This window comes from Oleiphilus sp. HI0123, assembly GCF_001635315.1.
In genome coordinates this window covers 1-1157 of record NZ_LWGE01000395.1, presented here as the reverse complement: position 1 = coordinate 1157, position 1157 = coordinate 1, and the positions used below count along the sequence as shown (strand labels likewise).

Genomic DNA, 1157 nt, shown 5'->3' with positions numbered 1-1157 from the left:
AGATATCATAACTGTAGACGAGAGAATGTACTTAAACTTTGGTTCCATCAAAAATTCCTTTTTTCCATTTTATTGGCAATCTGTGGATAAATGTTACTCATAGTCTGTAGTGAATTCCAGCATTTTGTTGATTATAGGTATCATTTAATGGTGCCCACTCAATGCCCGAAGCAAATGAAGAGCTAATCCAGTTTGGACGGAACTTAGCGCGATTGAGAAAGGATAAAAAGATCACTCAAGAAGAGCTTGCCTATCTTGCAGATATAGACAGAAGCTATATTTCAGGGATTGAGAGTGGGCATAGAAATGTTGCTCTATTGAATATTTTGAAGTTGGCTAGGGCTTTAGAGTTAGAAGCGAAAGTTCTTCTGGATTACGCCTAATTAGTCACGGTATTAGCCACCAAAAGAGAAGGGGTGGCTAATAGATCACTTCAATTTCTAATTAGATTGACTTTGCTCTTCGAAATTTTTAAGACAATCGTCTCTGAGATCTTTGAAATAAAGATAAAGAGACTCATGCTTAATCGGTATGTCACGATTTTCTTCCTCTGCAACAAGCTGTCTTAACTGAATGTCTGTAAATGAGTAATCGAGCAGCAATTCGCCATCCAAGCGGATTTCAGTGAGCTTCAATTCCTCAACATCGCTTACGTGCACAGCCTCGTCATAGTATAAATCCATGGGTAGTGGCCCCCACTGGTCTGAATATTCAAATTCAAAGTCGTCAATCAAATAACTCAACTCCTCAAGCGCTTCATTTGCGTCATCAGTAAATGACGCTTTCACTTGAGTCCCATTATTTGAATATCCAGCGACGACTCTGTCAACGATTGGAGCTATTTCCTCACGAAGCGCTTCATATTCTTTCTTCAATACAATACCTGGTAATACGAAGCTCGAAGAATGTCCATAAAGCTCATTCCATGGGCAAGATCTATGGTCAGACTCATGATATTCAGATGGAAGATAAATTCGTCCATCATCCCAGTCAATATTTAACCTTAAACCGCAACGCGGACCAGCCACAGTAGGAAATGCTTGCTTTCTATCGGCCATATCCGCAAGTAACCGTGTACTTGGCATTGTGTGATCTTCAGATTTAATACCATAACGACGAAAACTCTCAATTAGCTCTCGTGTCACACCGGCACTTTC

The 1157-nt window shown here is 40.0% G+C and carries 2 protein-coding genes; one reads left to right on the top strand and one right to left on the bottom strand.

The window, feature by feature from the left end:
- Window positions 1-161 precede the first annotated feature (161 nt).
- Complete coding sequence (locus tag A3761_RS03755; RefSeq protein WP_068739605.1) at window positions 162-383, top strand: helix-turn-helix domain-containing protein; 222 nt, start codon at window positions 162-164, stop codon at window positions 381-383.
- A gap of 57 nt (window positions 384-440) precedes the next feature.
- On the opposite strand, the gene A3761_RS26840 is transcribed toward A3761_RS03755, so the two are convergent.
- The coding region (locus A3761_RS26840; protein WP_197472799.1) for a hypothetical protein at window positions 441-1157 on the bottom strand (717 nt) is incomplete at its 5' end.

What these genes read in the sequence shown, in the direction of transcription:
- A3761_RS03755 (WP_068739605.1), top strand. Translation starts at nt 162, where the DNA reads ATGCCCGAAGCAAATGAAGAGCTAATCCAGTTTGGACGGAACTTAGCG.